Genomic DNA, 24,012 nt, shown 5'->3' on the forward strand with positions numbered 1-24,012 from the left:
ATCGTTACTCGGCTTTCGCTTCGCCGTTTTTCACTTCGCCCATCGCTTTCAGCTTTTTAGAGATGTCGCGGCGCTCTTTAGAGATCTCAGCGTTTTTGATGATGTAATCATCAACACGATCTTCATAATCGCTTTTCATGCTGGCGATAATGCCCTGAATCGCTTCCACGCTCATTCCAGGCTTGATGTAGTCGCTCAGGTTGTCCAGCAGCAGAACACGTTTCTGGTTGTCACGGATCTTTTTCTCAACGTCCTGGATTTCACGTTGCAGTTTGTTTTTACGACGGAACAGACGAACAAATTCCAGCACGTCCTGGAAAGAAGGCTTGGTAGTTTCCATTTTTACACCCCTGATAATGTGAGATTCGGATTCGTTAAAACAACGGCTAAAGTGGGTCAACATTACTTTCATGCCCGCCATACTTCAAGTTGCATCTGCATCGACCATGCATGGTTGAAACCTGAATTATCGAGGGTAAAGCCATTGCAGTTACCAATGGTTTTAGCCTTTTTCAGTATCATACCTCTAATCGTTGCTGAATCGAAGCAGCAGTAGAACCAATCCCCTCATCTGCTCTTTATTTGCGCAGCGCGCGACAGATCAAATGAGAGAGCAACTCCAGCTGTCGCGCCATTTCCATATTTAGCCAAACGTAGCCGTGAATGGGCGTTTCAGCGACATTATCGCCCTTATGCTCAGCAATAAGCTGACGTAACTCCACCACGGTGTCATTGAGTTTTTCCGTATTGGCAAGCACCGGTTGTGGATTACCTTCATACAATGCGTGGGTTATCGTCAGTAGCGCCTGTTGTGTCCTGAGCTGTGTTTCACGCAAAGTATGCGCATTCAACATAACAAAGTGGCTTGTACGGCTGGCCCAGAGCGCATTGATTTGCAGCTCAAGCATGCAGACCAGGTTACGATTAACCGTCTGAATAGCTTCAAAGATTGATTTTTGAATGCGGGTTTCTTTGCTGGCAGGAACGATGAGCCCACGCATTTTGACAACATCGCTTAAAAGCTGTTGTAAATGCTTTTCCAGTCGCGGTTGCTCCAGCAGGTTGGGAGATAGCGCAGCCTGATACACCCGATTGTACCCCGTTACGCAATGCGCCAGCTGAATTCGCCAGTGTATAAATGCCCGCTGCGGCCAGATACCGGTAAACAGCATTGCCAGTAATGAACCCAGAATAACATCGCCACCGCGCCATAACGCTGTGTTCATATCTCCAGCGGGGGCACCCACAACGACCGCAAGTGTTATACCAATCAGCAACGCCTGATACGGCTTTTTACCCAGTGCCAGCCAGCCGCAGAGAAACATCGCCACCGCGCACCATATCAGCATTAGCGGAAGTGAAAAGAGTTCCAGACGAAGAGCCACCAGCCCAAGTACCGAACCCAGAATTGTCCCGCCAATACGCTCAAACGCTCTGGGGACAACGTTCCCCCAAAAGGAAATAGGCCCCATAATTACCACCAACGTAATCAGAGGCCATGTACCTTCAGGAATGTTCAACAGGCGAACCAACAGAAAAGTAAAAAGAAACGCCAGCGCAATGCGAACACCATGCACCACACGATAATGACGATACAAACGAATTTCAAAAGGACTCAGTGACTTATCTGCACGCACTCATGCACTCCGTCAGGGAATTGCAAAGAACAGAATTGTACCTGTTTTTTGAGTGAAAACATCACCCTGATGACCAGGACATTCATCCTGATTTACACCAAAAACAGTTACTTCGACTGTACCGGCACGTACATTTCAATGTCCCAGTAGCCGTCCTCCATGCCATTGTTCATATAAACTTCAAAGCAAGGTTTAGCGGCTATCGCATACGTCGAATCCTGCAGCAGGCGTTCAAAGAACTGATACCACGGCGTCGCGAAGTCATGATTTTCAACGCGCGCAACGGCGATAGCATAGTCGCCCCCCGCCAGTTCGGTCTGGATCACCCCCTCGCTGTTTTCTGGGATCTCAAAACCTTCAGGCACAGACACCACGGTATCACAACGCAGTTTTTCCGCCGGAACAACGTCAGGATTGTCGTAATAAACAGCTATCCATTCCAGCGGTACGATCTGCTTACCGTCGACCCACATCATTAACTGCTCGAAACCCTGCTTTACCGTTTGTTCCCACGGTCCAACCATGTGAAAACCGGCAATTATGCGTTTCTCAACCTGCTTTATCTCGTACTCCATATAACCTCCGTTATTACACTGTGTTTATATACAGTGTAATTTTTAGGTATGACGGCCACAAGGAATCAGTGATTATTATGTGAGCAGATTCGCACTCTTGCCAGTCAGGCACATCAGGAAAAACTACGCCTTGTGGTGGAAGTAATCGCTCAAACGCGAGAAGACGCCGCCTTCGTTGACAGACTCCAGCGTAACCAGAGGCCAGTGCGCCACCAGTTTATCCCGATCGTAGAGTTCAATTTCCCCCACACGTTGATGGGCAGCAATGGGGGCAACCAGTTCTTTCTTATCAAGAACATATTTTGCCTTGATATTAGCGACTTCGGCTTTAGGCAGGGCCATCCAGAAATCCTGCTCTGTGCCAAGGCTAATTTTTTCTTTATCGCCGTACCAGATCCGTTCAATACCAACCTGCTTACCGCTACGTAATACCTGCACGGTATCGAAGTTCTGTTGTCCCCATTGCAGCAGTTTTCGCGCCTGGTCTTCACGCCCTTTCGCACTCTCCGCCCCCATCACAACTGCAATCAGGCGGCGCTGCCCATCAACAGCAGAAGCAATCAGGTTGAATCCAGCGCCGGAGGTATGTCCTGTCTTCAGACCATCGACGTTCATAGTTTTATCCCACAACAAACCGTTACGGTTTTGCTGCGTGATTCCGTTCCAGGTAAGGCTTTTTTCACTGTACATATGGTAGAAATCCGGCTCTCCATGGATGATAGCTCTCGACAGCACGGCCAGATCGTAAGCTGAGCTATGCTGACCTGGCGCATCCAGACCATGTACCGTTTCAAAATGCGTGTCCCGCAGGTTCAGCTTTTGCACATAGTTGTTCATCATCGCGACAAACTGCGGCTGCCCTCCGGCGATGTAATCCGCCAGCGCCACGCAGGCATCATTACCGGAATCAACAATTAGCCCGCGACTCAGGTCGCGCACAGAAACGCGATCACCTTCTTTCAGGAACATTAAGGATGAACCGACGAATACCGGATTATCTTTCGCCCAGGCATCGCGCCCTACGGTGACAATATCTGTCGGACTAATACGCTTGCTGTCGATTGCGCGATCGACAACATAGCCGGTCATCAGCTTGGTCAGGCTGGCAGGGTTGCGCTGCTGATGTTCATTTCCGGCTGTCAGGATTTGGCCCGTGGTGTAATCCATTAATACCCACGCACCGGCATTAATTGCTGGAGGCTGTGGAGCGAAACTGGCGACGTCGGTCGCGTACGCGGGCGAAAAACTCATCGCAAATAGTGAAGCGGCAATAAACAAACGGCGTTTCAACAGCATGTCCTCAGGAAATGGAGAAATAGCCGTTCTTTTTACGGAAGTTCTGGCGAACAAACATGGATAAATTGCAAGAAAATGTGACATAAGGCACATTTTCTTGCTGTGAGGAAAGGATTTCAGATATCAACCGCGTCTGGCGTTACCCTTTGCGCGGTGCTGTCTCTGCGTGATGGCTGCGATGACGATGGTAGCCATCTATCATGCTGCGGAAAATTTGCCCCGGCGTGTCACCCAGCGTGCACAGGTAAATATGTGCACAGATGAACAGTAAGCCGACAATCGCCAACACCATATGCAGCACCAGCATCACAGGCCCTGCCCCTATCACCTGCGGGTAGAGGCATAACAACCCGGTGATGATTAGCAGCGGAACCAGCGCATACATGATGGCCAGATAAGCCAGCTGTTGTAGCGGGTTAAATTTACTCTCTCCCGTTGCGGCAAACGGGTGTGGTTCACCCTTCATGATGCCATACAGATAAAAGCGCGTTTGCAACAAGCAGCGTGATATCAACCCGTTAAACTTCACCCGGTAATGACAACCGTTGCCGCTGGTTGCGTTGATTAGCACAAAACCAACCCAGAAGGCCAACAAGGCGAAACCGCACCAGGTATGTACCTGTACCATCAATGCCACCGGTCCGACAGAGAAGTGACCAAACAGGCCACTCAGCAAAAGCAGGATAAAAAGCAGCGCATTACCCCAGTGCCAGCGGCGGACTGCCAGAGAATAAAGGTAATCCCGGTGCTCTTCTCCGGTTGCCGTCTTGGGTGCCAGCATCCGACGTAACAGCGCGTGCATAACCAGGCCCGCAATCATCAGCACAATAACAACGCCTGCATAAATGAGCCACAGCGGCCAGTAGTCCGGCGCATAGTTAAGCTCTGCTCCCCAGATAGAATTCATGCTTTACCCTCCTGATGGATCTCTTTACGCCGATAAACACTCACCGGGCCGCTACGCGTATCCTGCTGGCGATAAACCTCTTTTTGATTTATCCAGTGCTGAATTTCCGGGTCGTCACGACGACCAAATTTCAGCGCATCCGTCGGACAAACGGAAACGCAGGCGGGCGATTGACCGCTCTCGAGTCGGGTATCTGCGCAGAAGTTACATTTGTCGGCAATTCCCGTTTGCGGATTGAGATAACGGACATGGAACGGACAAGCGGCAACGCAGTAGTCACAGCCAATACAGCGAGACTTATCCACTTGCACAATGCCATTTTCGTCGCGAAATGATGCACCGGTCGGACAAACGCTGACACACGGCGCATCTTCACAATGCTGACAGGAAACGCGAACAAACTGGAAGTGGGACAGCACCTCGGGTTCATGTTCGAGTGAACGGATCTGCACCTGTAGACGGCTAAATCCCTCTGGCACATCATTCAGAACTTTGCAGGCAACCGTGCATGCCTGACAGCCGATACAGCGTTTCTCGTCATGCAGCATGACATAAGGGTTTGTAGATTGATTCATGATGTTCTCCTTTCTCATGCCCGACGAAGCGTAACGCCAGCGGTGTGGACCACCGTACCGGAAACCGGACTGGTAACATGCGGAAGCAAATTACCGCAATGGATACCGTGCGTTGTCGCTGCGGTTTTGGCTCCCGCCTTGGCGCCAAATCCCATATAAACAAACAGCGTATCGGGCCGAATTCCGGCGGTGACCAGCGCTTTGCCTTTTTCCTTGCCGGTCGCATTTTCCAGCCAGATGTCATCGCCGCTTTTGATGCCTTTTTCACGTGCCGTTTGCGGGTGGATCCACACCGCGTTATCCCACATCAACTCGCTAAGCAGTGGCACGTATTGCGTCGCACCGTTGGTATGAACCGCCACTTTTCCCTGGATAAAATAGAGTTCACTGTCGCCTTTAAGCGCAAAATTGCGCGCGCGCGGAATACCGTAGCCAGGCAGGAGCGTTTCCAGCTCTTCGGAATAGAGTTCGATTTTTCCTGACGGAGATTTAAAGCGCAGTTGCTCGCCATAGGTACCGTCGCTGTCAACCGCCACCGCGCCCGGATAGCGTTCCACAAACTGACGCACCGCTTCAGGTTCACGCAGCAGCAACGGAACACCCCACTCCCGATACCCTTTCTGACGCAATTCAGCAGATAGCGCATGATCGCCATTAAGCTGGTATAACTGACGCGTTTGCATATCCTGCCATGGGTAGAATTGGCCAAGGCCTAACTGCACGGCCAGCTCTTTCCAGATTTGCCAGCTCGGACGCGCATCACCAATAGGTTCTACTACCTGCTGACGCAGGGCATAGGCTGGATTCAGACCCGACATGTCTGAAACTTCTTCATCGCGCTCAAGGTAAGTACATTCAGGCAAAAGGTAGTCGGCATACGCCGCGCTTTCGCTTAAATAGACATCACAACTGACCACAAGGTCGAGCTGTTCAACGGTTTTGACCAGATCTGGTCGACAGGTTACGGTTTGGAAAGGGTTGTGTCGGGACATAATCCATCCCTTCACCGGATAAGGCGTCTGGTTTAACACAGCATCAATGATGCTTTGCACCACACCACCGCCCGCCGCGATGTACTTAAACTGCGGGGCTACCAGATCGATACGCTGCGCCGTTGGCTTGGGTAATTTGACATCGGGTTTTGCCAGCACCGGAGCGACCTTCTCTCCAGCCAGCTTATTGTAAGTTGCCGCCGCTTTTTTCTGATACAAACCGCCTTCACGCTCAATATTGCCAAGCAGCACATTGAGGGTAAAAATCATGCGCCGCATATCAATTTCTTCTTGCGAAAACGTCGCGCGATGGCCCGGGCTGACGATGGCATGAGGCGCGCAGGCGGCCATTTCGCGGGTGACCCGAACAATGACATCAGCAGGCACATCCGCGAGCTGCTGCGCCCATTCTGGCGTGGTCTCTTGTACCGCTTCTGCCAGCTGCTCAAACCCCGTGGTGTAGCGCGCAACAAAGTCCGCGTCATACAGATTTTCATTGATCATGACGTGACACATGGCCATCAACACCGGTAAATCGCCGCCCGGCTTGAGCGCATGCCATTCATCCGCCTTGCTGGAGAATACGGACAGACGGGGATCGAAGCTGACCATCTTCGCCCCCTTCTCCTGCGCGGTCATCAGCTCATGCGTATCAGCAACCTCGATCCCTTCATAGAGGTTATGGCCAAAAGAGACCATATAACGGGTATTGGCGATATCCATGGCTAAATCGCCACCCATCATAACTTTAGCGGCAATGGCTTTACCGGCAGGACACGTTGATGCGTGAGTAAAGGTATTCGGTGACCCGAAAGCCGTCGCGAGGTGAAATAAATGACCAGACAGCGAGCCAGATTTAGACGAGAAGACGACTCCCTGGGGACCATATTGCGTTTTTATTGCCGTCATTTTTTCGGCGATTTCTTTATACGCCTGTTCCCAGCTAATAACCTGCCAGTCACCGCTCCCGCGAGGTCCTGTACGTTTCATGGGTTTAACAATGCGATGAGGGTCGTTGACCAGGCTAACGCCGCTGCCGCCGCGAGCGCAGACACGTGTCCCCTGTTGTGGCGCATTAGGGTTTCCCTGAATAAAAACCGTTTTATTATTAATCACCTGAGCCTGAATTGGGCAGCGAAAAGAACACATCTCGCACAAACTTGGCGTCAGGGATGTTTTCCCTTTGATGCTCTCTGGAGAATTTCGCGCCAGTGCCCCAGGCGGGAAACTGCCTATCGCACAGGCTGAACAGCCTATACCCACTCCTCGCAAAAAATTACGCCGACTAATGCTCATATAACCTCCTGTTATTAGATATATCCAATAATTATATGGCGTTTGGATTATTTATTTTTTACATCAATCACATTTCATTACAATGCATGACAGCGAATTGACATAAATAAAAACCCATTGTTTATAAAAGATTTTTAAAGTTTCCAGAACACACCTAAGAAGAGGAAAATAACAATAATGGTTATCAGTTAGATTATTTAAAACCCCGCAACTTCAAGATGTTTTATTTCCGTAATTTATTTTAACAGTGCGGAATTTATTAATTAATTCCATTAATGTCCTGTTTATCTCAATTTTATTGCGTACACAATCCAGCTTCGATAATGCCATAGCTGATTATCTCGCTATTTTTTGATATTCTTGAACCAGCGCTAAATTGATCCCGGACATAACTGAACAATGAATGACGGCAAGCAGCAACCTGGTTTTCTCTTCCACGATTACGAGACCTTTGGTACCCATCCAGCGCTGGACAGACCCGCGCAATTTGCGGCTATCCGCACAGATAATGATTTCAACATCATCGGTGAACCAGAAGTCTTTTATTGCAAACCCGCGGACGATTATCTGCCGCAGCCTGAGGCGGTGTTGATTACGGGTATCACACCGCAGGAAGCACGTGAAAAGGGAGAAAATGAAGCCGCTTTTGCTGCACGCATCCACGCCCTGTTCACCGTGCCGAAAACCTGTATCCTGGGCTATAACAACGTGCGCTTCGATGATGAGGTGACGCGCAACATCCTGTATCGCAATTTCTACGATCCCTATGCCTGGAGCTGGCAGAACGATAATTCGCGCTGGGATCTGCTGGATGTGATGCGCGCCTGCTATGCCCTGCGCCCTGAAGGTATTAACTGGCCGGAAAACGACGACGGCTTACCCAGCTTCCGACTGGAGCATTTGACCAAAGCCAACGGTATTGAGCATACCAATGCTCACGATGCTATGGCGGACGTATACGCCACAATCGCAATGGCGCAATTAGTGAAGTCGCGCCAGCCGCGTCTGTTTGATTACCTCTACAGCCATCGTAATAAGCACAAGCTGGCCGCGCTGATTGATGTCCCGCAAATGAAACCGCTGGTCCATGTCTCTGGTATGTTCGGCGCATGGCGCGGAAACACCAGTTGGGTAGCGCCGTTGGCGTGGCATCCGGAGAATCGTAACGCGGTTATTATGGTCGACTTAGCCGGTGATATTTCGCCGCTGCTCGAACTCGACAGTGACGCCCTGCGCGAGCGGCTTTACACGTCTAAAGCGGATCTGGGTGATAACCCGGCCGTACCGGTTAAACTGGTGCACATCAACAAATGCCCGGTACTGGCACAGGCTAATACCCTGCGTCCGGAAGATGCCGACCGTCTTGGCATTAACCGCCAGCACTGTCTGGATAATCTCAAAGTTCTGCGCGAAAATCCGCAGATACGAGACAAAGTGGTCGCGATCTTTGCAGATGCGGAACCCTTTACACCATCAGATAACGTAGATGCCCAACTTTATAACGGCTTTTTCAGCGATGCTGACCGTGCGGCGATGAAAATCGTTCTGGAAACAGAACCACGCAATTTACCGGCGCTGGATATCTCCTTTGTCGATAAGCGCATTGAAAAACTGTTGTTTAATTACCGTGCACGTAACTTCCCGGGAACGCTGGACGAAGCAGAACAGCAACGCTGGCTGGACCATCGCCGCCAGGTATTCACACCGGAGTTTTTGCAAAATTACGCCAATGAATTGCAGCTATTGAGCCAGCAATATGCGGATAACAAAGAAAAGTTGATGCTGCTGAAATCACTCTGGCAGTACGCCGAAGAGATTGTATAAATCCCACGTATAAAAAAACGGAGAACTTGTCTCCGTTTTTTTTCAGCTAAATACCGTTATTACGCGACATCTTCGTCGTACTGCGGCACCGGGTTGCGGAAGCTTTTGGTCACACAAGCCAGGTAAATCAGACCGATACCAGCCCAGATCAGACCCAGAACCATTGAGCTCTCTTCCAGATTCACCCACAGCGCACCAACGGTCAGCGCACCGCACATCGGCAGGAACAGATACTGGAAGTGGTCTTTCAGCGTCTTGTTACGCTTCTCACGGATCCAGAACTGGGAGATCACCGACAGGTTAACGAAGGTAAACGCCACCAGCGCACCAAAGTTAATCAGCGCCGTCGCCATTACCAGGTCGAAGTTGATTGCCAGCAAAGCAATCGCACCAACCAGAATGATGTTCATGGACGGAGTACGCCATTTCGGGTGTACATAACCGAAGAAACTTTTCGGGAACACGCCGTCACGCCCCATCACGTACATCAGACGCGCTACGCCAGCATGCGCCGCCATACCGGACGCCAGTACGGTAATGGTAGAGAAAATCAGCGCGCCAACCTGGAAGAACTTACCGGCGACGTACAGCATGATTTCCGGCTGTGAAGCGTCTGGATCTTTGAAGCGCGAGATATCCGGGAAGTACAGCTGCAACAGATAGGTGGAGACGATAAAGATCAGGCCACCAATCAGCGCAGTCAGGAAAATCGCACGCGGGATCACGCGCTCAGCGTCTTTGGTTTCTTCTGACAGGTTGCTGATACCGTCAAAACCGGTGAACGAGAAGCACAGGATCGTAGCGCCCGTGATCATCGGGATCACGTGTGCATCACCTGACCAGAACGGACGGCTGCTCGCCAATGTACCAGCACCTTCCCCTTCGAACACGCCATAAACGACCATGCCGAGGATCACTGCAATCAGCACCACCTGCAACAACACGATTACGGTGTTGAAATTCGCAACGGATTTAAGGCTGCGCAGGTTGAAGGCGGTCATAAAGGCCACCAGCGCCACCACGAATATCCATGACGGTATCGACGGCACCAGGGCTTCAAAATAAATTTTTGCCAACAGAATGTTGATCATCGGAGCGAACAGGTAGTCCAGCAGTGATGACCAACCCACCATAAAGCCAACGGTCGGGCTAATGGATTTCTGGGCGTAAGTGTAGGCAGAGCCTGCGGACGGATAGCGACGCACCAGTTTACCGTAGCTCAGTGCGGTAAAGAGGATGGCGATCAGTGCAAAGGCGTAAGCTGTCGGGACGTGACCATCGGTCATTCCTGATACGATACCGAATGTATCGAACAGCGTCATCGGCTGCATATAGGCAAGGCCCATCATGACAACCGGAACCAGCGTAAGCGTTTTACGTAATTCCACGCGAGAGGTGTTTGGAGTAGCGTTATGCGACATGGTTATCCCCCATTACGGCGAAAACCGTCGCGTAAGCAAAAAATTGCCCCATTTTTTGTTAATCCTCAGCGACAACAACTGTCGATTTTTAAGTAAGTATCTATCCGGTACGAAGCCCGGCCTCTTTTATGAATGATTGGTTTGATGCAAAAAAATAACCGACGCGTATTAAAACGTCGGTTAATGTCATTTTTTGCAAGCGGCGTATTTTGCCCTAAATTGGGGAGAAATAACAAGAGATTGAAGCGACCACAAAAGAATATTTTTTCTTAACTGATTGATTTGTCAGCAGCCGTTTTAACATACACCCCCGCAATAGCACTATTTGCTAAAATTTCATCCCGCCACCAGGCACTGGCCAACCCGGCGGTCTGTTCATTCCAGCCTATCCACACGGGTTCAAAGACAATTTGCGCGACCACTTTTTTCTCAATCAGTGCGCCGCTCTCCAGAAATCGCTGCGCCAGGTAGCGCGGAATATAGCCACATCCCAGACCGCTGATTTGCAGTTCCAGCTTGGTTTTGAAGTCAAAAACGGTAATGGCTTCTTGATCGTCCAGCACCTGGGAACCTGAGACGTTGGCATGCTGCGCATTGTCGCCCACCACAATGGCGCGAAAACGGCGAATGGTACGACGATTTAACGGTTCCTGTTCCTGCGCCAGCGGGTGATGCGGCGCAACCACAAACACCTGTTCCAAAACCCCGAGCCGTGCAAAGCCAAATTCACTCGCTGCAGGGGGTTCATGCATGGCGCCAACGATAATATCCGCCCGGCCCTGAGTGAGGGCATCCCAGGAGCCGCCCAGCACGCCATTGATAAATTTCAGGCGCGTCACGCTGTGGTGTTGATAGAAAGACTCGATGAGTGGGGCCAGCAGTGAAAAGGGAAACGTATCATCTACGCCAATAACCAGTTCATTCTCCCAGCCTTCGTGAAGTTTAATCGCCTGCTTTTCAAGTTCGCGGACGGTGTGCAGCACCTCCCGCCCCTTTTCCAGCAGCATCTGCCCGGTGCGGGTGAACTTAGCCCGGTGTCCGCTGCGATCGAGTAGCTGAATATTAAGATCGCTTTCCAGCTTATGGACGGTGTAGCTAAGCGCAGACGGCGTCTTAAACAATTTTGCCGACGCCGCCGCGAAACTGCCCTCTTTTTCTAATGCATCGAGGATGATAAGAACGTCCAGCAGTGGTTTCATACTCGCCCCCTGGCGGTATACAGCGGCACTCTGCTGGATTGTCACTCCATCGGCATCACCAGCGGGTCAGGATACTGGTACTCAAACCCAAGCTCATTACAAATACGGTTGCCATCAATGACTTTACCTTTACCGTTATCCGTACCGCCGCGAAATTCCGGCGGCTCCATCCCCAACTGGCGGGCCATCTGCGGATAGAACACGTTACGCGCCGGATGCATAGGCGCACATATATTATAGATGTGTCCCCCTTTAGGCGCTTGCAGCAGTAACGTGATGGCAGAAACCACATCGTCCAGATGCACCAGATTGACGCCATGATGTCCGTCTGGTGCCGTCTTGCCGGCAAAGAAGCGACCAGGATGTCTTCCCGGACCGACCAACCCGGCCAGACGCAAAATATCCACCGACGTGCCTGGCAAATTGTGCAACCAGTCTTCAAGTTCTTTCAGGACACGACCGCTCGCCGTGACCGGATTACGCGGCGTCCCCTCTTTCACTGTGCCTTGAACGTCACCATAGACTGACGTCGAACTGGTAAAAATAATTCGTGGGATCCGATACGCCAGCGCGCTGTCGACCAGTTCCTGCATGGCCTGCAGGTAAAATGCTTCCCCAGGACCGCTACGACGCGCAGGCAGCGTAATAACCAGCGCATCGGCGTCCATCAGTGCATCGAGATCGTCAGCCTCACAGACCAGTTCAGGTTCCAGGCGCAGCGAATAACTCTCGATACCGCTCATGCGGGCCGCTTCCACCCCATCCAATGTGGTTTTGCTGCCGGTAACCTGCCAGCCTCTCGCCGCCAGCGACATGGCTAACGGCATGCCTAACCAACCTAACCCGACAATTGCGACCTTTTTCATGCCTTCTCTCCTGACTTTTGGCCTATAACGCAAGGCTACGCCAGCCCACGGTGGCTGACAATTCATAGTATCAATATGAAATGAATTAATGATCAAAAAAAGCCCTTGCTTTCCGTAGCTAAAGTGGTTTAGGTTAAAAGACATCAAATGAATAAACATTCATCGAGAAAATTTATGACACGCGCTCAATTCAAACACCATCATCACCATCATCCTGACTAGTCTTTCAGGCGATGTGTGCTGGGAGACGTTTAAATCTTCCAGCGGTGTATGAGCGTATGAGAAAGCCCCCGGAAGATTTCTTCCGGGGGCTTTTTTTTGTGCGTGACCCAAACTGATTCAGACAGGATAACGAGGAATAAAGAATGTTAGACAACACCCGTTTACGCATAGCTATGCAGAAATCAGGCCGCTTAAGCGATGATTCACGCGAATTACTGGCCCGTTGCGGCATTAAAATTAATCTTCACACCCAGCGCCTGATTGCGATGGCGGAGAACATGCCGATCGATATTCTGCGCGTGCGTGATGACGATATCCCGGGTCTGGTGATGGACGGTGTCGTTGACCTCGGCATCATCGGGGAAAATGTTCTGGAAGAGGAACTGCTCAACCGCCGGGCACAGGGTGAAGACCCTCGCTATTTTACTCTGCGCCGTCTGGACTTCGGCGGCTGCCGTCTCTCGCTGGCTACCCCGGTTGATGAAGCCTGGGATGGCCCGGCAGCGCTGAACGGTAAACGTATCGCGACCTCTTACCCACACCTGCTCAAACGTTATCTCGATCAGAAAGGAGTTTCGTTTAAATCTTGTCTGTTAAACGGCTCAGTAGAAGTCGCTCCCCGTGCGGGTCTGGCTGATGCGATTTGCGATCTGGTGTCCACCGGCGCAACGCTTGAAGCCAACGGTCTGCGCGAAGTAGAAGTGATCTACCGCTCTAAAGCCTGTCTGATTCAGCGCGACGGCGAAATGGCCGAAGCCAAGCAACAACTGATCGACAAACTGCTAACCCGTATCCAGGGGGTTATTCAGGCCCGTGAATCCAAATACATCATGATGCACGCGCCGAGCGAGCGTCTGGACGAGGTCATCGCCCTGCTGCCCGGCGCTGAGCGCCCTACCATTCTGCCTCTGGCAGGCGACCAGCAGCGTGTTGCCATGCACATGGTCAGCAGCGAAACCCTGTTCTGGGAAACAATGGAAAAACTGAAAGCGCTCGGTGCCAGCTCAATTCTGGTGTTGCCGATTGAGAAGATGATGGAGTGATCTGATGCCTGATGGCGCTTCGCTTATCAGGCCTACAAGAATTGTCACAATCATTGATATTACGGGTCTTGTAGGCCGGATAAGGCAGCGCCGCCATCCGGCAACACCCGATGATGGAGTAACGACCATGAGCTTCAATACCCTGATTGACTGGAATAGCTATAGCCCTGAGCAGCAGCGCGAACTGCTGATGCGCCCGGCGATTTCCGCCTCTGAAAGCATCAGCCGTACGGTGGCCGAGATCCTTGAGAACGTCAAAAATAACGGCGACCGGGCGCTGCGTGAATACAGCGCAAAGTTCGATAAAACCGAGGTTGGCGCGCTGCGCGTGACCGAGGAAGAAATCCAGCAAGCCAGCAGTCGCCTGAGCGACGAACTGAAACAAGCCATGCAGGCGGCGGTGCGTAATATTGATACTTTCCACACCGCGCAGATCCTGCCACCGGTGGATATCGAGACCCAGCCAGGCGTGCGTTGCCAGCAGGTTACCCGCCCTATCGCTTCCGTGGGCCTGTATATTCCTGGAGGTTCGGCACCGCTGTTTTCTACCGTATTAATGCTGGCGACCCCGGCGCGCATCGCCGGCTGCAAAAAAGTGGTACTGTGCTCACCGCCGCCGATTGCCGATGAAATCCTCTACGCCGCGCAGCTGTGTGGCGTAAAAGAGGTGTTTAATGTGGGCGGTGCGCAGGCTATTGCCGCGCTGGCGCTGGGCACCGAATCTATTCCTAAGGTCGATAAAATCTTCGGGCCGGGCAATTCATATGTGACCGAAGCCAAACGCCAGGTCAGCCAGCGTCTTGACGGTGCGGCCATCGACATGCCTGCTGGCCCGTCCGAAGTGCTGGTTATCGCCGACAGCGGTGCGACGCCGGACTTTGTTGCCTCTGACCTGCTTTCTCAGGCCGAACACGGCCCTGATTCGCAGGTTATTCTCCTGACGCCAGACGCTACGCTTGCCGAACGCGTTGCCAAAGCCGTTGAACGCCAGCTCGCTGAGCTTTCCCGCGCTGAGACCGCACGTCAGGCGCTCTCAGCCAGCCGCTTAATCGTGGCGAAAGATCTGGCGCAGTGCGTTGAAATATCTAACGCCTACGGTCCGGAACACCTGATTATTCAGACCCGCAACGCGCGTGAACTGGTTGATGAGATCACCAGCGCCGGTTCGGTGTTCCTCGGCGACTGGTCGCCGGAATCCGCAGGCGACTATGCTTCTGGCACCAACCACGTTCTTCCGACCTACGGCTATACCGCGACCTGCTCAAGCCTTGGGCTGGCTGATTTCCAGAAACGGATGACCGTACAGGAATTAACCCCACAAGGTTTCTCTGCCCTGGCCTCAACCATTGAAACACTGGCCGCTGCTGAACGACTGACTGCCCACAAAAATGCCGTCACCCTGCGCGTTAACGCCCTGAAGGAGCAAGCATGAGCACTGACAACTTTCTCAGCGTCACTGATTTAGCCCGTAAGAATGTTCGCGAATTAACGCCCTATCAGTCTGCCCGTCGTCTCGGCGGTAACGGCGATGTCTGGCTCAACGCGAATGAGTACCCAACCGCCGTTGAGTTCCAGCTCACTCAGCAAACGCTGAACCGCTACCCTGAATGCCAGCCGAAAGCTGTGATTGAGAATTACGCGCAGTATGCTGGCGTCAAACCGGAGCAGGTGCTGGTCAGCCGCGGCGCAGATGAAGGGATCGAACTGCTGGTGCGCGCTTTTTGCGAACCCGGTAAAGATGCCATTCTCTACTGCCCGCCGACTTACGGCATGTACAGCGTCAGCGCCGAAACGATTGGCGTTGAGTGCCGCACCGTTCCAACCCTTGATAGCTGGCAACTTGATTTGCAAGGCATCGCGGACAAGCTTGATGGCGTGAAGGTGGTCTACGTATGCAGCCCTAATAACCCAACCGGTCAACTGATAAACCCGCAGGATCTGCGTTCACTGCTCGAAATGACGCAGGGTAAAGCTATCGTGGTGGCCGATGAAGCGTATATCGAGTTTTGCCCGCAGGCCACGCTGGCAGGCTGGCTGTCTGAATATCCGCACCTGGTGATTTTACGCACGCTGTCCAAAGCGTTTGCTCTCGCCGGTTTACGTTGCGGGTTTACGCTGGCGAATGAAGAGGTTATCAATCTGCTGTTAAAAGTGATTGCCCCTTACCCGCTCTCTACGCCGGTGGCAGATATCGCCGCCCAGGCGCTGACGCCGCAAGGGATTTCCGCCATGCGTAAACGCGTAGAGCAGATCCTCGAAGAGCGTCAGTATCTGGTAGATAACCTGAAAACAATTCGTTGTGTAGAGCAGGTATTCAATTCTGAAACCAACTATGTTCTGGCGCGCTTCACCGCATCAAGCAGCGTATTTAAATCTTTGTGGGATCAGGGCATTATCTTACGAGATCAGAATAAACAACCTTCGTTAAGCGGCTGCCTGCGAATTACTGTCGGAACCCGTGAAGAGAGCCAGCGCGTCATTGACGCCTTACGTGCGGAGCAAGTATGAGCCAGAAGTATCTTTTTATTGACCGTGATGGAACCCTGATTTCCGAACCGCCAAGTGACTTTCAGGTCGATCGCTTTGACAAACTCGCCTTCGAGCCGGAAGTTGTTCCCGTTTTGCTGAAACTGCAAAAAGCAGGTTTTAAGCTGGTTATGATCACTAACCAGGATGGACTCGGAACCCAGAGTTTCCCGCAGGCTGATTTTGACGGTCCGCATAACCTGATGATGCAAATTTTCACCTCTCAGGGCGTGAAGTTTGATGAGGTACTGATTTGCCCGCACCTGCCAGCGGACGATTGCGATTGCCGTAAGCCAAAAGTGAAGCTGGTTGAACAGTATCTGGTTGAACAGGCCATGGATATGGCGAACAGCTACGTCATTGGCGATCGGGCGACCGATATTCAGCTCGCGGAAAACATGGGCATTAGCGGATTGCGTTACCATCGCGATACCCTGAACTGGGCGATGATCGGCGAGCAGTTGACCAAACGTGACCGCTACGCACACGTTGAGCGTAATACTAAAGAAACGCAGATTGACGTCAAAGTCTGGCTGGACCGCGAAGGCCGCAGCAAAATCAATACCGGCGTTGGCTTCTTTGACCACATGCTGGATCAAATCGCCACCCACGGCGGTTTTCGCATGGAGATTGCCGTCAAGGGCGATCTGTATATAGACGATCACCACACCGTTGAAGATACCGGTCTGGCGCTGGGCGAAGCCTTAAAGCTGGCGTTAGGCGATAAACGCGGCATCAACCGTTTTGGTTTTGTGCTGCCGATGGATGAGTGTCTGGCACGTTGCGCGCTGGATATCTCCGGCCGTCCACACCTGGAGTACCGCGCGGAGTTTACCTACCAGCGCGTGGGCGATCTGAGCACGGAGATGATCGAACACTTCTTCCGTTCACTCTCTTACACTATGGGCGTCACCCTGCACCTGAAAACCAAAGGCAAAAATGACCACCACCGTGTGGAGAGCCTGTTTAAAGCCTTTGGCCGTACGCTGCGTCAGGCGATTCGTGTAGAAGGCGACACGCTGCCCTCCTCAAAAGGAGTGCTGTGATGAACGTGGTGATTCTGGACACCGGTTGCGCCAACCTGCACTCGGTAAAATCCGCCGTCGAACGCCATGGATACGACCCGGTTGTCAGCCGTGACCCGGACGTGGTGCTGCGCGCCGATAAACTGTTTCTGCCGGGCGTCGGCACCGCGCAGGCGGCTATGGACCAGTTGCACGAGCGCGAACTGATTGAACTGATTAAAGCCTGCACGCAACCGGTACTGGGGATCTGTTTAGGTATGCAACTGCTGGGCCGCCGCAGCGAAGAGAGTAACGGTGTCTCCCTGCTGGGCATTATTGAGCAGGACGTCCCGAAGATGACCGATTTCGGTCTGCCGCTGCCGCATATGGGCTGGAATCGCGTCTATCCGCAGGCGGGAAATCGTCTGTTCCAGGGCATTGAAGATGGCGCCTATTTCTACTTTGTTCACAGCTACGCTATGCCGGTAAACCCGTGGACCATCGCCCAGTGCAATTACGGCGAACCGTTTACCGCGGCAGTACAAAAGGACAATTTCTTTGGCGTACAGTTTCACCCGGAACGTTCGGGCGCGGCTGGGGCACAGTTGCTGAAAAACTTTCTGGAGATGTAATGATTATTCCGGCATTAGATTTAATCGACGGCACGGTGGTGCGTCTTCATCAGGGCGATTACGCTAAGCAACGTGATTACGGCAACGATCCTCTCCCCCGTTTGCAGGATTATGCCGCCCAGGGTGCTGAAGTGCTGCACCTGGTTGATTTAACCGGCGCGAAAGACCCGGCACAGCGCCAGATCCCGCTGATCAAAACGCTGGTCGCTGGCGTCAATGTTCCGGTACAGGTTGGCGGCGGCGTGCGTACGGAAGCAGACGTGGCGGCGCTTCTTGACGCAGGTGTGGCGCGCGTGGTGGTGGGTTCGACGGCGGTAAAATCCCCCGAGATAGTCAAGAGCTGGTTTGCCCGTTTTGGTGCCGATGCGCTGGTACTGGCGCTGGACGTTCGTATTGACGAGCACGGGAATAAACAGGTTGCGGTCAGTGGCTGGCAGGAAGATTCAGGGGTTTCACTGGAAGAACTGGTTGAGACCTATTTACCCGTCGGCCTGAAGCACGTGCTGTGCACCGATATCTCCCGCGACGGTACGCTGGCAGGCTCAAACGTCGCACTGTATGAAGAAGTGTGCGCCAAATACCCGCAGGTGGCGTTTCAGTCATCTGGCGGCATTGGCGGAATCGAGGACGTAGCGGCCCTGCGCGGGACTGGTGTTCGTGGCGTGATCGTCGGACGAGCCCTGCTGGAAGGTAAGTTCACCGTTGAGGAGGCCATTCAATGCTGGCAAAACGCATAATTCCTTGTCTGGACGTCCGTGATGGGCAGGTGGTAAAAGGCGTCCAGTTCCGCAATCACGAGATTATTGGCGACATTGTCCCGCTGGCAAAACGCTATGCCGATGAAGGCGCAGATGAACTGGTGTTCTACGATATCACCGCTTCCAGCGATGGACGCGTAGTGGATAAAAGCTGGGTATCACGCGTGGCGGAAGTGATCGATATTCCGTTCTGTGTTGCCGGTGGCATTAAATCCATCGACGATGCGGCGCGCATTCTCTCCTTCGGGGCGGACAAAATCTCCATCAACTCCCCGGCGCTGGCCGAACCGGAACTTATCACCCGTCTGGCTGATCGCTTTGGCGTGCAGTGCATCGTGGTGGGCATTGATACCTGGTATGACGCCGAAACCGGCAAATATCATGTAAATCAGTATACCGGAGATGAAAGCCGTACCCGCGTCACGCAGTGGGAAACACTGGACTGGGTGCAGGAGGTCCAAAAACGCGGCGCGGGCGAAATCGTCCTGAACATGATGAACCAGGACGGCGTACGTAACGGTTATGACCTGGAGCAACTGAAAAAAGTGCGTGATGTTTGCCACGTTCCGCTGATTGCCTCCGGCGGTGCGGGCACCATGGAACACTTCCTGGAAGCCTTCCGGGATGCCGACGTTGACGGCGCGCTTGCCGCCTCCGTCTTCCACAAGCAAATTATCAATATTGGCGAATTAAAAGCGTACCTGGCAACACAGGGCGTGGAGATCAGGATATGTTAACGAAGCAACAATGCCGCGAGCTGGACTGGGAAAAAACCGACGGACTGATGCCAGTCATCGTGCAGCATGCGGTTTCCGGTGAAGTATTGATGCTGGGGTATATGAACCCGGAGGCGCTGGATAAAACGCTCGAAAGCGGCAAAGTGACCTTTTTCTCACGGACCAAACAGCGCCTGTGGACCAAAGGAGAGACCTCCGGTCACTTCCTGAATGTGGTGAGCATTGCGCCTGACTGCGACAACGACACCCTGCTGGTGCTGGTTAACCCGATTGGCCCAACCTGCCATAAAGGTACCTCAAGCTGCTTTGGTGACGCAAGCCACCAGTGGCTGTTCCTGTATCAGCTTGAGCAACTGCTGGCCGAACGTAAAACCGCTGACCCGGCCAGCTCCTACACCGCGAAACTGTATGCCAGCGGCACCAAACGCATCGCGCAGAAAGTGGGCGAAGAAGGCGTAGAAACCGCGCTGGCTGCGACGGTGAACGACCGTTTTGAGCTGACAAATGAAGCCTCTGATCTGATGTATCACCTGCTGGTGCTGCTGCAGGACCAGAACCTCGACCTGACGACGGTGATTGAGAATTTACGCAAACGTCATCAGTAAGTTGCAGACGTAAAAAACCGGGCAGAGCCCGGTTTTTTGTTATCAGCTTTAGACTTACTCAGCTTTGGCTTTGTAACCACGCAGAGCATTTCGCCCCAGCACCACACCGGCACCAATCATCCCACCGAGCAGAACCGCCAGCACGAGGGTAATCGCTTTTTTCGGGCTGTCACGACGAATCGGTAACGCTGGTTTCATCACATAGCGGTAGGCGTGTAACTCAGCCCCTTCAAGCTTAAGACTTTCGATATCCAACAGCTTTTGTTTGGTCTGGAAGTAGTTATCAGACAATATCAAAGGGCGTGTAGATTCGTGCTCAATCATGGACTTCAGGGCATCACTACCCAACAGGAACATACTGTCCTGTGTCACATCCTGCGTCTGCTGAATTTGCGGCTTAGTCACCCCGGCCTGCTCTGCATAACGCAGCGCTTCCTGAATTTGCTTAATTCGCAGATCTTTTTGCTCCTGCGCGACCACTTCCTGAGTTTTCAAAGAGTCCTGAATCGTGGTTGTTTGCAACCTGATATTATCAACCAGATCAAGCTCCAGCTCTTTAGCAACCTTTTCATCTGTTTGTTGAATGTATTCAGCCAGTTGACGCTGAGCATCTTCTGGTGAGCCACTCACATAAGAAATCGCCAACGGCAGTGGTTGACCTTTAACAGACTGATCAATCGTCAGTTTTTCTGGTTTTTCCTGATTATCTAGCATTTCAGCCAATGCGGATAAAGAGGTGCTGAATCGCCCGATCACATTTGCCTGAAGTTCAGTGGTCTTAGGCGCACTGGCACCATACAACACATTGAGGGCGTTGTTATATGTGGCGATCTGACCCACATCCGGTTGAGTAATAATGGCTGTTGAGGTCCATTTCTCCTTAGCAACAGCCAAATAGCCCACAGCAAGCACTATGGCAATAACAATTGCGGTAACGATTGTTACTTTCCCACGCCACAACTGTACCAGTAAATCAATCAGATCAATCTGTTCCGGATCGTGACTGCGCCCGGACATGTTGTTATCACTTACAGACATAGAAACCCTAGATAAGGAAAGACTTAAACTGGGATCAGTTTAGCTATAAATTGAGGTAATGCCATAGGATTAATGATAAAAAAATCAAATTGTTTCAGGGATTTTGATTGGTATTTCAATCACTACTGAAAAACGATACGATTAAACAAAAGTGTCAATACTCAAAGACCATCTTCATGCGCAAAAAACCATCAACACACAGGTTTCATGCCCGCTAATCGTTATACTTTACAATTCATTTTATTGAATTCATATCGTGAATACTTACCTTCTGACCAGTAAAAATGGTAGGTGTAAATAATATAACAATTAGCTTTTTTACCATCTAACGGTATCATTCCACTTTTTAGTAGCACCTGTTGGTGCCTGGCTATAATTTAGCCAAAAAGAGGAATAAACATGAAATACCTGGTTACGGGTGCCGCTGGTTTCATCGGCTTCCACGTTAGCAAACGCCTCCTTGAGGCTGGCCATCAAGTAGTCGGTATTGATAACCTGAACGATTACTACGACGTCAGCCTTAAACAAGCTCGTCTGGAATTACTGGCACAGCCTGGTTTCCAGTTTCATAAAATTGATTTAGCCGACCGCGAGGGTATGAGTGAACTTTTCGCATCCGGTCATTTTGAACGTGTGATTCATCTCGCCGCACAGGCTGGCGTACGTTATTCACTCGAAAACCCGCATGCCTACGCAGACTCAAATCTCACGGGCTTTCTGAACATACTGGAAGGGTGTCGCCATAATAAAATTCAGCATTTACTCTATGCCTCATCCAGTTCAGTTTACGGCCTGAATCGCAAAATGCCTTTCTCAACGGATGATTCCGTTGATCACCCCGTATCTCTGTATGCGGCAACCAAAAAAGCCAACGAACTGATGGCTCATACTTATTCCCATCTGTACGGATTGCCCACAACCGGGTTGCGTTTCTTTACCGTGTACGGTCCTTGGGGTCGTCCTGATATGGCGCTGTTCAAGTTCACCAAAGCGATGCTAGAAGGAAAGAGTATTGACGTCTATAACTATGGCAAAATGAAGCGTGACTTTACCTATATTGATGATATCGCAGAAGCAATCATTCGCCTGCAGGATGTCATTCCACACGCAGACACACAATGGACCGTTGAAACAGGCACGCCAGCAGCCAGCATTGCGCCCTATCACGTCTACAATATCGGCAATAGTTCACCGGTTGAGCTAATGGACTATATCCAGGCTCTGGAAGATGCTCTGGGTATTGAAGCGAAGAAAAACATGCTACCACTACAGCCAGGTGATGTGCTGGAAACCAGCGCAGACACTCAAGCGCTGTATGAGGTAATTGGTTTTAAACCTGAAACCACGGTAAATGATGGGGTGAAGAACTTTGTTGACTGGTACCGCGTGTTTTATAAAGTGTAACATAATGAATGCTAAAGCTAAGTATTTACTAAATCCCTAAATACCCCACTGATTGTGCAAAAATCCGTAGCCACTATGGGATAACGGATTTTTGCTCTTCTACATGGTCTGAATTCTATCTTATGATAAGCATCATAAATCTCCTCTGTACTTAGTGGTCTTTTTACATTCAGTACAAATTTAAGCTCTGAACTATGCCTATCATTTCTTTTCAGGAATATAGATCTCTGCTTCTCCAGTAATTACTTTTTTCCTTCCAACTTGACAGATGGTATCAAAAGTAATCTTTCTCTTTTCTATATCAACTGATTTTACAGTCACAGTAGCTAGTACCGTATCGCCAATAAAAACAGGATACTTGAAATTGAGCGTTTGTGAAGCATATACACAACCATAACCTGGTAATCTGGTTCCGAATAATGCAGAAAAGAAACCTGCTGATATTAAACCATGCGCAATACGTTTACCAAACCTGGATTCTGAAGCATAGGTATCGCTGACATGTACAGGATTATGATCCCCAGATACTCCAGCAAACGCTTTGATATCAGCATCAGTTATAGTTTGAGTATAACTTGCGCTCATGCCAACTTGTATTTCCTCGATTGAAACACTATTACTAATCATTGTTCATCCCTTTCCAAGAGGCTTAGCTGGATTGCCAAAAACTGTAACCCCAGGAGGTACACTCTTAGTAACAACGGCCCCCATACCCACAATAGCCCCCTTTCCAATGACAATAGGACGCTTAGGCGTACCTTGTTTTATGACTACTCCAGTCCCTATATAGGCATGATCTTCTATGACAACACTGCCATTACATTTTACTGAAGGTGCAAAAGTAACGTAGTCTCCTATAATGCAATCATGTGCAACATAGGAATAAATATTGGCATGGAAGAATTTACCTATCTTCGCGTTTGATGTCACAGTAACGAATGGACATAATATCGCCCCCTCACCAATTATTGTATTATCAAGAATAACAACATTATCATGAGCAATAGTGAAGGCTTTGGCCCCCTTGGCGATCATTTCCGCAGAAATTCTTTCGCGTATCTGGCTATCGCCGATTGCAATATTGAATAACTTTTCTTCGAAATCTGAATCAAGGAAGTCCTTTAAGGACATTACCTTATAACCATTGACCTTATCAAGCGCATCGTTATCATCAATAAAAACCAGTTCAGAGGTTTCCCCTGAATCATCGATCATTTTTTTTACAAGAGGGATAGCCTCACGGCCAAAACCACCTGCCCCAACAACGCCATATATTTTTTTCATTGTCACCTCAATAAGCCCATGATAACAAGATATTAAAGCCACTAAAAAGTTATAACAAGTAGCAGCAAAAATGAAACCACTTTTAGAAACCCTTTATTCAAAATCTCAGCATTTTCTAGCCCTATTGACAGGGCTTTAAACGTTTGAACACAACTACGGAAGAGAATGACC

At 50.9% G+C, this 24,012-nt stretch carries 24 protein-coding genes, 1 pseudogene and 1 other annotated feature; of the genes and pseudogenes, 11 read left to right on the forward strand and 14 right to left on the reverse strand.

The annotated features are described in order from the left end of the window. Positions 1-4 precede the first annotated feature (4 nt). The 7 genes from OGY04_RS19265 to phsA all read right to left on the reverse strand — a co-directional run bounded on the left by OGY04_RS19265 (position 5) and on the right by phsA (position 7,278). Complete coding sequence (locus OGY04_RS19265) at positions 5-340, reverse strand: DUF496 family protein (RefSeq protein ID WP_003834176.1); 336 nt, start codon at positions 338-340, stop codon at positions 5-7. Between the two features lie 238 nt (positions 341-578). Then, complete coding sequence (locus OGY04_RS19270; RefSeq protein WP_008785155.1) at positions 579-1,637, reverse strand: FUSC family protein; 1,059 nt, start codon at positions 1,635-1,637, stop codon at positions 579-581. Between the two features lie 107 nt (positions 1,638-1,744). Next, on the reverse strand, positions 1,745-2,212 hold the full coding sequence (sbmC, locus tag OGY04_RS19275; RefSeq protein WP_008785156.1) for a DNA gyrase inhibitor SbmC: 468 nt from the start codon (positions 2,210-2,212) through the stop codon (positions 1,745-1,747). Between the two features lie 123 nt (positions 2,213-2,335). After that, on the reverse strand, positions 2,336-3,508 hold the full coding sequence (gene dacD / locus OGY04_RS19280; protein ID WP_032941959.1) for a serine-type D-Ala-D-Ala carboxypeptidase DacD: 1,173 nt from the start codon (positions 3,506-3,508) through the stop codon (positions 2,336-2,338). A 139-nt stretch (positions 3,509-3,647) separates the two neighbouring features. After that, a complete protein-coding gene (phsC, locus tag OGY04_RS19285) occupies positions 3,648-4,415 on the reverse strand; it encodes a thiosulfate reductase cytochrome B subunit (RefSeq protein ID WP_286585870.1) in 768 nt (255 codons plus the stop codon). Then, the gene (gene phsB / locus OGY04_RS19290) at positions 4,412-4,990 is read right to left on the reverse strand and encodes a thiosulfate reductase electron transport protein PhsB (RefSeq protein ID WP_286585871.1); all 579 of its coding nucleotides are present in this window, start codon (positions 4,988-4,990) and stop codon (positions 4,412-4,414) included. Before phsB ends, phsC begins: the two co-directional genes overlap by 4 nt. Before the next feature lie 14 nt (positions 4,991-5,004). Next, positions 5,005-7,278, reverse strand: coding sequence for a thiosulfate reductase PhsA (gene phsA, locus OGY04_RS19295; RefSeq protein ID WP_008785159.1), 2,274 nt, complete (start codon positions 7,276-7,278; stop codon positions 5,005-5,007). A 399-nt stretch (positions 7,279-7,677) separates the two neighbouring features. On the opposite strand from phsA, the gene sbcB reads away from it, so the two are divergent. After that, entirely contained in the window at positions 7,678-9,102 is a 1,425-nt protein-coding gene (gene sbcB, locus OGY04_RS19300) for an exodeoxyribonuclease I (RefSeq protein ID WP_048215987.1), read from the forward strand. Positions 9,103-9,161: 59 nt separating this feature from the next. Here the strand turns inward: sbcB and plaP are convergent, their stop codons facing one another. The 4 genes and pseudogenes from plaP to OGY04_RS19315 all read right to left on the reverse strand — a co-directional run bounded on the left by plaP (position 9,162) and on the right by OGY04_RS19315 (position 12,588). Then, positions 9,162-10,523, reverse strand: a complete 1,362-nt coding sequence (gene plaP / locus OGY04_RS19305) for a putrescine/proton symporter PlaP (protein WP_003834188.1) — start codon at positions 10,521-10,523, stop codon at positions 9,162-9,164. Beyond that, the gene (yoeI, locus tag OGY04_RS23145) at positions 10,513-10,575 is read right to left on the reverse strand and encodes a membrane protein YoeI (RefSeq protein WP_099045591.1); all 63 of its coding nucleotides are present in this window, start codon (positions 10,573-10,575) and stop codon (positions 10,513-10,515) included. Before yoeI ends, plaP begins: the two co-directional genes overlap by 11 nt. 162 nt (positions 10,576-10,737) lie before the next feature. Next, a pseudogene (locus OGY04_RS19310) lies at positions 10,738-11,722 on the reverse strand (LysR family transcriptional regulator). 41 nt (positions 11,723-11,763) lie between these two features. After that, positions 11,764-12,588 carry an SDR family oxidoreductase gene (locus OGY04_RS19315; protein WP_008785162.1) on the reverse strand — a complete coding sequence of 275 codons (825 nt, stop codon included), beginning with the start codon at positions 12,586-12,588 and terminating at the stop codon, positions 11,764-11,766. 174 nt (positions 12,589-12,762) lie between these two features. Between OGY04_RS19315 and hisL the strand changes: the two genes are divergently transcribed. From hisL to hisIE, 9 genes are all read left to right on the forward strand, one after another. Further along, entirely contained in the window at positions 12,763-12,810 is a 48-nt protein-coding gene (hisL, locus tag OGY04_RS19320; RefSeq protein ID WP_100250077.1) for a his operon leader peptide, read from the forward strand. Continuing rightward, positions 12,786-12,908 (forward strand) — a sequence feature (His leader region). It overlaps the preceding gene by 25 nt. A 45-nt stretch (positions 12,909-12,953) precedes the next feature. Then, entirely contained in the window at positions 12,954-13,853 is a 900-nt protein-coding gene (hisG, locus tag OGY04_RS19325) for an ATP phosphoribosyltransferase (RefSeq protein ID WP_003834191.1), read from the forward strand. Between the two features lie 127 nt (positions 13,854-13,980). Beyond that, positions 13,981-15,285, forward strand: coding sequence for a histidinol dehydrogenase (gene hisD / locus OGY04_RS19330; RefSeq protein WP_286585872.1), 1,305 nt, complete (start codon positions 13,981-13,983; stop codon positions 15,283-15,285). Beyond that, positions 15,282-16,361 carry a histidinol-phosphate transaminase gene (gene hisC, locus OGY04_RS19335; protein WP_286585873.1) on the forward strand — a complete coding sequence of 360 codons (1,080 nt, stop codon included), beginning with the start codon at positions 15,282-15,284 and terminating at the stop codon, positions 16,359-16,361. Before hisD ends, hisC begins: the two co-directional genes overlap by 4 nt. Continuing rightward, positions 16,358-17,425, forward strand: a complete 1,068-nt coding sequence (gene hisB, locus OGY04_RS19340) for a bifunctional histidinol-phosphatase/imidazoleglycerol-phosphate dehydratase HisB (protein WP_071445372.1) — start codon at positions 16,358-16,360, stop codon at positions 17,423-17,425. Before hisC ends, hisB begins: the two co-directional genes overlap by 4 nt. Next, positions 17,425-18,015 (forward strand): imidazole glycerol phosphate synthase subunit HisH, encoded by a 591-nt coding sequence (hisH, locus tag OGY04_RS19345; RefSeq protein ID WP_286585874.1) that lies wholly within the window; start codon positions 17,425-17,427, stop codon positions 18,013-18,015. Before hisB ends, hisH begins: the two co-directional genes overlap by 1 nt. Beyond that, positions 18,015-18,752, forward strand: coding sequence for a 1-(5-phosphoribosyl)-5-[(5-phosphoribosylamino)methylideneamino]imidazole-4-carboxamide isomerase (hisA, locus tag OGY04_RS19350; RefSeq protein WP_008785166.1), 738 nt, complete (start codon positions 18,015-18,017; stop codon positions 18,750-18,752). Before hisH ends, hisA begins: the two co-directional genes overlap by 1 nt. Continuing rightward, positions 18,734-19,510: an imidazole glycerol phosphate synthase subunit HisF gene (hisF, locus tag OGY04_RS19355; protein WP_019077116.1), complete on the forward strand. Its 777-nt coding sequence runs from the start codon at positions 18,734-18,736 to the stop codon at positions 19,508-19,510. The genes hisA and hisF overlap by 19 nt, the downstream gene beginning before the upstream one ends. Continuing rightward, entirely contained in the window at positions 19,504-20,115 is a 612-nt protein-coding gene (gene hisIE / locus OGY04_RS19360; protein WP_103285506.1) for a bifunctional phosphoribosyl-AMP cyclohydrolase/phosphoribosyl-ATP diphosphatase HisIE, read from the forward strand. The genes hisF and hisIE overlap by 7 nt, the downstream gene beginning before the upstream one ends. Positions 20,116-20,169: 54 nt before the next feature. Here the strand turns inward: hisIE and wzzB are convergent, their stop codons facing one another. Then, positions 20,170-21,153: an LPS O-antigen chain length determinant protein WzzB gene (wzzB, locus tag OGY04_RS19365; protein ID WP_286585875.1), complete on the reverse strand. Its 984-nt coding sequence runs from the start codon at positions 21,151-21,153 to the stop codon at positions 20,170-20,172. Positions 21,154-21,552: 399 nt separating this feature from the next. On the opposite strand from wzzB, the gene OGY04_RS19370 reads away from it, so the two are divergent. Next, positions 21,553-22,557: an NAD-dependent epimerase gene (locus tag OGY04_RS19370; protein WP_286585876.1), complete on the forward strand. Its 1,005-nt coding sequence runs from the start codon at positions 21,553-21,555 to the stop codon at positions 22,555-22,557. 201 nt (positions 22,558-22,758) lie between these two features. Here the strand turns inward: OGY04_RS19370 and OGY04_RS19375 are convergent, their stop codons facing one another. Next, entirely contained in the window at positions 22,759-23,184 is a 426-nt protein-coding gene (locus OGY04_RS19375; RefSeq protein WP_071445367.1) for a MaoC family dehydratase, read from the reverse strand. Between the two features lie 3 nt (positions 23,185-23,187). After that, positions 23,188-23,841 carry an acetyltransferase gene (locus tag OGY04_RS19380; RefSeq protein WP_286585878.1) on the reverse strand — a complete coding sequence of 218 codons (654 nt, stop codon included), beginning with the start codon at positions 23,839-23,841 and terminating at the stop codon, positions 23,188-23,190. Between the last annotated feature and the right edge of the window lie 171 nt (positions 23,842-24,012).

It is taken from the genome of Citrobacter sp. Cpo091 (assembly GCF_030332645.1).
Taxonomy (GTDB): domain Bacteria; phylum Pseudomonadota; class Gammaproteobacteria; order Enterobacterales; family Enterobacteriaceae; genus Citrobacter; species Citrobacter portucalensis.